This is a genomic window from Nonomuraea maheshkhaliensis, from assembly GCF_039529435.1.
Lineage (GTDB): Bacteria > Actinomycetota > Actinomycetes > Streptosporangiales > Streptosporangiaceae > Nonomuraea > Nonomuraea maheshkhaliensis.
The window spans coordinates 1-8,126 of the sequence record NZ_BAAAMU010000179.1; the positions used below are offsets into that span (position 1 = coordinate 1).

8 protein-coding genes and 1 pseudogene are annotated in these 8,126 nt (G+C 71.9%); 1 reads left to right on the forward strand and 8 read right to left on the reverse strand.

Features of this window, described 5'->3' with window-relative positions; all coding sequences use genetic code 11:
* From ABFX54_RS52280 to ABFX54_RS52310, 7 genes and pseudogenes are all read right to left on the reverse strand, one after another.
* Positions 1-545 (reverse strand): annotated as a pseudogene (locus ABFX54_RS52280) (hypothetical protein); the annotation flags it as partial.
* A gap of 1 nt (position 546) precedes the next feature.
* A complete protein-coding gene (locus ABFX54_RS52285; protein ID WP_346114752.1) occupies positions 547-1,524 on the reverse strand; it encodes a copper transporter in 978 nt (325 codons plus the stop codon).
* Complete coding sequence (gene steA, locus ABFX54_RS52290; protein ID WP_346114753.1) at positions 1,521-2,717, reverse strand: putative cytokinetic ring protein SteA; 1,197 nt, start codon at positions 2,715-2,717, stop codon at positions 1,521-1,523. The genes ABFX54_RS52285 and steA overlap by 4 nt, the downstream gene beginning before the upstream one ends.
* 73 nt (positions 2,718-2,790) lie before the next feature.
* The gene (recN, locus tag ABFX54_RS52295) at positions 2,791-4,500 is read right to left on the reverse strand and encodes a DNA repair protein RecN (protein WP_346114754.1); all 1,710 of its coding nucleotides are present in this window, start codon (positions 4,498-4,500) and stop codon (positions 2,791-2,793) included.
* A 177-nt stretch (positions 4,501-4,677) separates the two neighbouring features.
* Complete coding sequence (locus tag ABFX54_RS52300; RefSeq protein WP_346114755.1) at positions 4,678-5,577, reverse strand: NAD kinase; 900 nt, start codon at positions 5,575-5,577, stop codon at positions 4,678-4,680.
* Positions 5,574-6,389 (reverse strand): TlyA family RNA methyltransferase, encoded by an 816-nt coding sequence (locus ABFX54_RS52305; RefSeq protein ID WP_346114756.1) that lies wholly within the window; start codon positions 6,387-6,389, stop codon positions 5,574-5,576. The genes ABFX54_RS52300 and ABFX54_RS52305 overlap by 4 nt, the downstream gene beginning before the upstream one ends.
* Positions 6,386-6,745, reverse strand: coding sequence for a hypothetical protein (locus ABFX54_RS52310; RefSeq protein ID WP_346114758.1), 360 nt, complete (start codon positions 6,743-6,745; stop codon positions 6,386-6,388). The genes ABFX54_RS52305 and ABFX54_RS52310 overlap by 4 nt, the downstream gene beginning before the upstream one ends.
* A 126-nt stretch (positions 6,746-6,871) precedes the next feature.
* On the opposite strand from ABFX54_RS52310, the gene ABFX54_RS52315 reads away from it, so the two are divergent.
* A complete protein-coding gene (locus ABFX54_RS52315) occupies positions 6,872-7,219 on the forward strand; it encodes an SCP2 sterol-binding domain-containing protein (RefSeq protein WP_346114759.1) in 348 nt (115 codons plus the stop codon).
* Between the two features lie 162 nt (positions 7,220-7,381).
* Here ABFX54_RS52315 and ABFX54_RS52320 read toward each other — a convergent pair.
* Positions 7,382-8,126, reverse strand: a 745-nt coding sequence (locus ABFX54_RS52320) for an HAD hydrolase-like protein (protein WP_346114760.1), incomplete at its 5' end; no start/stop codon positions are given.

The following is an 8,126-nucleotide window of genomic DNA, read 5'->3' on the forward strand; positions in this document are numbered from 1 at the left end:
AGCGGGCCGCCGGTCGGCAGGCCCACCTTGATGGCGCGGCCGGGGCGCAGGTCGAAGAGGTTGGCCAGGTTGGCGGTGTCGGCGATGGTGGGGCCGTTGACCAGGGTGTCGGCGGCGCCCTGCGAGACGAGGGCGGCGGCCCCGAGGCCGGTGGCGCCGATTCCGAGGATCTTGACGGCTCCGCTGGTGACCTCGCCGCGGCTCAGCGCGCTGAGGTGGCCTTTGAAGCCCTTGGAGGAGGTGGTGCCGTAGAGGTCGTCGTAGGCGCCGAGCGCGCCGCTGCCGGCTCCGGCCAGCAGCGCGGCGGCGCGTACGCGCGGGGTCAGGCCGGGCGCGAGCGCGGCGGCGGCAGTGGAGCCGGCCACGAACGCGGGGCCTTCGAGCAGCGTGATGGGCTCGCCGCGGTGGTTCTTCCTGGTCCAGTGGCCGCTCAGGTCGGCGGGGCGGTTGCGGGTGAACGCCGCGTAGGCGGCCCGCGCCGCGGCGGCGCCGATCGCGGCACCGGCGAGGGCGTACAGCAGGCCACGGGCCCGGCTGGCTGGCATGTCAGCTCCCTGACGTTGCGGTGGGGGACGGGGTGGCGGACGTCTCCACAGGCATGGCGGCCGAGGCTCCCCTGCCCACGCCGTACTGGCCGGCGCGCCCGGCCAGTTGTTCGCGGAGAGAATAGACGACCACGACGCGCCCGAGGGGCATGTCGACGGTGTCGACGGTGGACACGCGCTTGGAGACCTCGCCCTCGTCGCGTACGGCGCTGATCGCGTCGCCGGGCAGGGCCGTGGTGGCGGCCATCCCGGCCAGCACCGTGCCCATGCCGCCGACGTCGAAGCCGTCGGCGACGGAGACGAGCGCGCCCGCCTGGGCCTCGGCACTCTCCCCCTCGTACGCCTTCTCCGGCGCGAACATGACCGCGAGCGTGGCCCGCTTGGTCACCTCGCCCTCGGTGCTGAGCAGGCCACCGGTCTCGAACGTGCTGACGACGTCGGCGGCGGCGGTGTTGGGGGTGCCGCCTTGGGTCTGGTCGGTGGTGACCAGGGCGGAGGCCAGCAGTGTGGCGGCGCGGTCCCAGCTGGTGGTGGTGGCGGGGAAGACCATGTTGACCGGCTTGAGCTGGTTGACCAGGCCGTCGAGCACGCCTCTGCCCTTGGGGTCGAGGAACTTCTCGGTCAGCGTGACCCGGCCGGAGATCTCGGCCCCGGCCTGATCGAGCACCTGCTGCACGGACTCGCGCGCGGCGGTGCTGGAGCCCGGCGTCTCGATCAGCAGCACCCGCTGGCCGGCCAGGTCGCCCGACACCAGGTCGGGCGTCACGGAGGTGATGAAGCTGTCGTTGCCCGCCTCGCGGCCCTGCAGCGTGTCGATCTGGGCCCGCAGCTCCTCCTTCGTCTTGGTGAGCTGGGCCGTCAGCTCCTGGGCGGACTTGACCGCCGGCTCCTGCAGCAGCGTGGTGCCGAGCACGATCCCGACCGCGAGCGCCAGGAAGATCGCGACGATGGAGACGAGGTGGTAGCGAAAATCGATCACGAGAAGAGTCCGACCAACCAGAAGATGAATGCGTTCCAGACGTCCTGCAGCCCGTTGAGCCAGGTCTGGCCGAGCGGCGACAGGAAGAGCGCGACCCCCATGGTGATCAGCGCCGTGATCACGAGCAGGAGCAGCTGGGACGTGGTGATGCGGCTGCGGTAGAGCCTGCTGACGCCCTTGGCGTCGATGAGCTTGCTGCCGATGATCAGCCGGGTGAGGAAGGTGCTGGCCATGCCGGAGCGGCCCTTGTCGAGAAACTCCTCCAGAGTGCCGTGGGTGCCCACCGCGACGATCAGCTCGGCGCCCTTGTCGTCGGCCAGCAGCATCGCGATGTCCTCGCTGGTGCCGGTGGCGGGGAAGATGACCGCTTCCCTGCCGAGCTGGTGCACCCGTTCGAGACCGGGCGCCCTGCCGTCGCGGTAGGCGTGTACGACGAGCTCGGCGCCGCAGGTCAGGGCCTTGGTGGAGACCGAGTCGAAGTCGCCGACGATCACGTCGGGCAGGTAACCGGCCTCCAGCAGCGCGTCGGCGCCGCCGTCCACCCCGACGAGGACCGGGCGGTATTCGCGGATGTAGGGGCGCAGCGTGGCGATGTCTTCTTTGTAGTGATATCCGCGCACCACGATGAGGACGTGCCTGCCCTCCATGGGCGTGCGGATCTCGGGCACGCCGACGCCGTCGATGAGCAGCTTGCCCTCACCGCGGACGTATTCCATCGTGTTGACGGCGAACGCCTCGATCTGCACGGCCAGACCGGCGCGCGCCTCGGCCATGGCCGACTCGACGGCCTCCGGGGTCTGCTCCTCGCCCTTGCCGACCACGTCGTCGTCGAGGTAGACGACGCCATCGCAGACGCGTACGACATCACCGTCTTTGACCCGTTCGAACAACTCCTGGTTGGCGTTGTCGACGAACGGCACCCCGGCGTCGAGCAGAATCTGAGGCCCCAGGTTGGGATAGCGGCCGCTGATGCCGCTGGCCACGTTGACCACGGCCGAAGCACCGCACGCGACGAGAGCCTCCGCGCTGACCCGGTCAACGTCAACATGGTCGATAATCGCTATTTCCCCGGGCTGGAGGCGTTTTGTCAGCCTCTTGGTCCGCCGGTCGATTCTCGCCACTGCCGTTACACCGGGAAGGTCTCCGACCTTCCTCCCGCGGAGGCCCGGCATCCTGCTTCCCGGAACCTTCATCAAGACCATCCTGCCAGAGGGAAACAGCGCGGAGGCCACGCATGACGCGGCGTGTCCGCTATGTCACCCAGGATCACCTGTCGGCCGCCGCCAGCCCGAGCAGTTCTTCCGCGTGCGCCCGGCCGAGCTCGGAGTCCTCCAGACCGGCCAGCATCCGGGACAGCTCGCGCACCCGGCCCTCGTGGTTGAGCGTGACGACGCCGCTGCGCACGACGCTGCCGTCGCTCGCCTTCTCGACCACGAGGTGCTGGTCGGCGAAGGCCGCGACCTGCGGCAGGTGCGTGACGACGATCACCTGCGCGGTGCGGGCCAGCCGGGCCAGCCTGCGGCCGATCTCGACCGCGGCCTTCCCGCCGACCCCCGCGTCGACCTCGTCGAACACGAACGTCGGCACGGGATCGGCGCCGGCGAACACCACTTCGATGGCGAGCATCACCCGGCTCAGCTCACCGCCCGAGGCGCCCTTGTTGAGCGGCAGCGGCGGCGCGGCCGGATGGGCGGCCATCCGCAGCTCCACCTCGTCGCGGCCCTCGGGGCCGAACTCCGGGCTCTGGCTGAGCTGGACCACGACCCTGGCGTGCGGCATGGCCAGCGCGGTCAGCTCGTCGGTCACCGCCTGGCCGAACCGCTCGGCGGCGGCCTGACGGACGGCGGTGAGCGCGTCGGCCAGGTCGGTGAGCCGGGTGGTCAGCTCCTCGTATTCGCGGGTGAGCTCGCCGATGCGCTCGTCGTCACCCTCCAGCTCGGCCAGGCGGGCCGACGATCGCTGCGCCCACGCCAGCACTCCCGCGCTGTCCTCGGCGTATTTGCGGATCAGGCCGGACAGCACCGAACGGCGTTCCTGGACGGCGGCCAGCCGCGCCGGATCGGCCTCGATCGACTCCGCGTACGCCGCCAGGTCGGTGGCCACGTCGGAGATCAGGTAGCCCGCCTCGGCCAGCCGGTCGGCCACCCCGGCGAGCTGGGTGTCGAAGTCGCGCACGGCCTCCACGGCCGCGCGGGCCTCGCCCAGCAGCGAGATCACGTCGTGAGGGCCGCCCGCGGCCTCCATCGGGTCGCCGAGCAGCGCCGTGTGAGCGGTGGTCGCGGCGCTGCGCAGCGCGTCGGCGTGCGAGAGCCGCTCCTCCTCGCCACGCAGCTCGACGTCCTCGCCCGGCTTGGGATCGACCTTCTCGATCTCTTCGAGCCCGAAGCGCAGCAGATCGGCCTCCTGCGCCCGCTCCCTGGCCCTGGTGGTCAGCTCTTCGAGCTGCGCGCCCACCTTCTTGTGCCGCTTGTAGGCCTGGGAGTAGGCCCGCAGCGGCTTGACCAGCTCGTCGCCGGCGTAGCGGTCGAGCGCCGCCCGCTGCCTGGCCGGCTGCAGCAGCCGCTGCTGGTCCATCTGCCCGTGCACGGCGACCAGGTCGTCGGCGAGGTAGGTGAGCGTGCCCACGGGCACCGTGCGCCCGCCGAGCCACGCCCTGGACCTGCCCTCGGCCGAGACGGTGCGGGAGATGATCAGCTCGCCGTCGTCGGCCGCGCCACCGATGTCCTCGACCTGCTGGGCGACGCGCCCGCCCGGCTCGATGACGAGCGTGCCCTCGACCGAGGCCCGGTCGGCTCCCGGCCGGACCCGCGAAGGATCGGCCCGGCCGCCGAACAGCAGGCCGAGCCCGGTGACGACCATCGTCTTGCCCGCACCCGTCTCGCCGGTGACCACGTTGAAGCCAGGCGAAAGCTCGAGCACGGCCTCGTCGATGACGCCGAGCCCCTGGATGCGGACCTCCTCGACCCTTGGTCGCACTGCCCACTCCCGTTCACTGCCGTGTCCGACGCCGCCGGAGGCGTTTCATCATGCCCACGTGATCCTACGCGCTCCGCCTTCCATTCACTCAGGCCATTCACTCAGGGACGAACCCTTCCGCCCTCGCCAGGCCATTCGCTCAGAGGCGAACCCTTCCGTCCTCCTGCGCCCATTCACTCAAGGACGAACCCTTCCGCGCCACCCCTGGACAGGAAGCTCGAACTTGGCGACCAGCCTGTCGGTGAACGGCGCGCCGGTGCTCTCCACCCCGTGCAGCCGCGCCAGCCGAACGGGTTCGGCGCCCCTGCGGACCTCGATCCGCGTCCCGGACGGCAGCTCGAACCTGCGCCGCCCGTCGCACCACAGCACGCCCCCGGGGGTGTCGGGCAGGATCTCGACGGCCAGCGTGGAGCGCGGCGAGACCACCAGCGGCTTGGCGAACAGCGCGTGCGCGCTGATGGGCACCATGAGCAGTGCCTCGACCTCCGGCCAGACGACGGGGCCGCCCGCGGAGAAGGCGTAGGCGGTCGAGCCCGTCGGAGTGGCACAGATCACCCCGTCGCAGCCCCATCGGGACAGCGGCCGCCCGTCGATCTCCGCGACGACCTCCAGCATGCGTTCCTGCTTCTCGACGGTGACCTCGTTGAGCGCCCAGGTGTCGGCCAGCACGCGGCCGTTCTGCCGGGCGAGAACATCGATGGTCATCCGCTCCTCGACGTCGTACCGGCCGGCCACCACACTGTCGACGGCCGCGGCGAGATCGGCGACCTCGGCCTCGGCCAGGAACCCGACGTGACCGAGGTTGACGCCCAGCAGCGGCGTGCCGGTGGGCCTGGCCAGCTCGGCGGCGCGCAGCAGCGACCCGTCGCCACCGAGCACGATCATGACCTCGGCGTCCTTGGCCGCACCCGGGTCGGCGGGCACCGCCTCGGCCACGCCGCAGCCGATCTCGCCGGCCTCGGCGTCCAGCACCTTGACGTTGATGCCCGCGTCGACCAGCCGGTTGATCACCAGCCGGGCGCTGTCGATGGCGGCGCCGCGCCCGGTGTGCACGGCGACCAGCACAGTCCGTTTCATTGCGGCCCTTCCGCGACGGCCCGCTCGATCTCGGCGTCGAGGTCGGCGACCTGCGGCTCGCCTGCCCCCTTGCCGAGCCAGAGCAGATATTCCACATTTCCCGACGGTCCGGGCAGCGGGCTGGCGGTCACGCCGCGCACACTCAGCCCCAGCTCCGTCGCCTTGGCCGCGGCGTCGCGGACCGAACGCGCCCGCAGCGCGGGATCGCGCACGACCCCGCCCGCCCCGACCAGATCCTTGCCCACCTCGAACTGAGGCTTCACCAGCATCACGAAATCCGCCGCGGGCGCGGCCACCGCCGCCAGCGCGGGCAGCACGAGCCGCAGCGAGATGAACGACAGGTCGCCCACCACCAGCGTGGGCGGCTCCTCGCCGACCATCTCGGGGGTGAGGTCGCGTACGTTGACCCGCTCCATGACGGTCACCCGCTCGTCGTTGCGCAACGACCAGGCCAGTTGCCCGTAGCCGACGTCCACCGCCAGCACGTGGGCGGCGCCGCGGCGCAGCAGCACGTCGGTGAACCCGCCGGTGGAGGCGCCCGCGTCGAGGCAGCGGCGGCCCTCCACCTTCAGGTTCTCGAACGTGTCCAGCGCGCCGAGCAGCTTGTGCGCTCCTCGCGAAACGTAGTCGGGCCCGTCGTCCGAGGTGGCCACGACGATGGCGGAGGCGGTGTCGACCTGGGTGGCGGCCTTCTGGGCCCGCTGACCGCCGACGCTGACCCGGCCGGCCTCGATGAGCTGGACGGCCTGTTCGCGCGATCTGGCCATGCCGCGGCGCACGAGCTCGCTGTCGAGCCGGATCCTGCGGCTCACGGGCGTCCCACGGCCCGCTCGCCCGCCGACCACCCACCCGGCCGCGGCCCACCCTGCACCGGCGCGCCTGGAGCCGGCCCGGCCGACGTCGGTCCGCCTGGGGTGGGTCCGCCCGGCAGCATCGGTCCGCCCGGCATCGGTCCGCCCGGCATCGGTCCGCCCGGCGCGGGTCGTCCGTCCGGCGAGGGCCGGCCCGCCGTCGGCTCGTCCACGGCCGCGAGCGTGCTCTCCAGCCCCGAGAACGCCTCGTCGAAGAGCGCGACGTGCTCACTCACGGGCAGCTCGCCCAGCCCGCCGAGGCGCGCCACGATGGCATCGACCCGCTCGTCGCCGGTCTCCTCCGGCAGCTCACTCATGACTCGACCGTAACGCCTCCCGGGAGGTGCCGGGACCTTGGCAGGCGTGTCACACGTTGAAGCCCATACGGGGGTGCTACTGATGTGGAACGCTACCGTCCGCAAAGGGAAGAAAGGATACGCATCATGGCAAGCGTCGAGGACTGCCGAGCGGCACTGACCAAGCTCGTGGCCCAGTTCGACGAGATCGACGAGGCGGACCGGGCCAAGCACGTGGTCGAGCGCACGGTCAGCTGCCGGGTGTCCGACCTCGACGTGATCTTCTACGGGCGGCTGCACCACGGGGGGCTGGACCCGTTCACCGAGCAACCGCCCGCGGACGGCAAGGCCGCCGACGTCAAGCTCACGATCGTGAGCGACGATTTGATCGCGCTGGTCGACGGGGAATTGGACCTGGCCAGAGCGCTGCTCGGAGGACGGGTGAAGATCGACGCCAGCTTCGGCGACCTTCTCCGCCTCCGCAGACTCCTCTGAACGCCACCCCCAGCCGCCCGCGCAAACCCCCAGGATCACCAGGCCACAGGCCCTGGCACCACAAGGAGGCGCAGGCGGCGAGCACCGAGGGCGCACACGCAGGAGCACTAACCATCCCCAGCACTGGCCGGCCATCCGCGTGGAGCGGTCAGGAAGGGTCTCTCAGCCGATGCGGTCGAGCACCGGTTTGACCGCATCCTCCTCCGCCCGCCCATCCCCGGCCGCCGCCCAGGCGGCGTCGCAGGCGGCCCTCAGCCCGTCGATCCTGCTGCCCTCCCCCTCCAGGAACAGCACCCCGTCCCGCCACCGCGCCCGCCATCCTCCGCAGGCGCCGTCACGCACCTCCGGATACGGCCGCAGCAACGCCCCCAGGTCCTCGCCGATGTACGTGGGCCGGTGCCTGGGCTCAGCCGTCAGCGCGTCCGCGGGCGTGGCGACCCCGGTCAGCACCAGCAGGCTCTCCACCCCGGCGTTGGTCGCCCCTTCGATGTCGGTGTCGAGCCGGTCCCCGACGACGAGCGGCCTGCGCGCCCCCGTACGGATCATCGACTCCCGGTGCAGCGGCGGTTCGGGCTTGCCCGCGTAGACGGGCTCGACGCCGGTGGCGGCGGCGATCACCCGTACCATCGCGCCGTTCCCCGGCAGCTCACCGCGCCGGGTCGGCATCGTGCTGTCGCCGTTCGACGCCACGAACAGCGCCCCGTGCCGCACCGCCAGCGCGCCTTCCGACAGCAGCCCGTACGACAGCCCCGGGGCGATCCCCTGCACCACGGCGGCCGGCGACTCGGCGGCCGTCGAGACCGGCCGCAGCCCCTGATCGCGCACCGCCAGGCGCAGTCCGGAGCCGCCGACCACGAGCACGTTCGCGCCCGGCGGAACCCGCTCGGCGATCAGCCGGGCGGGGGTC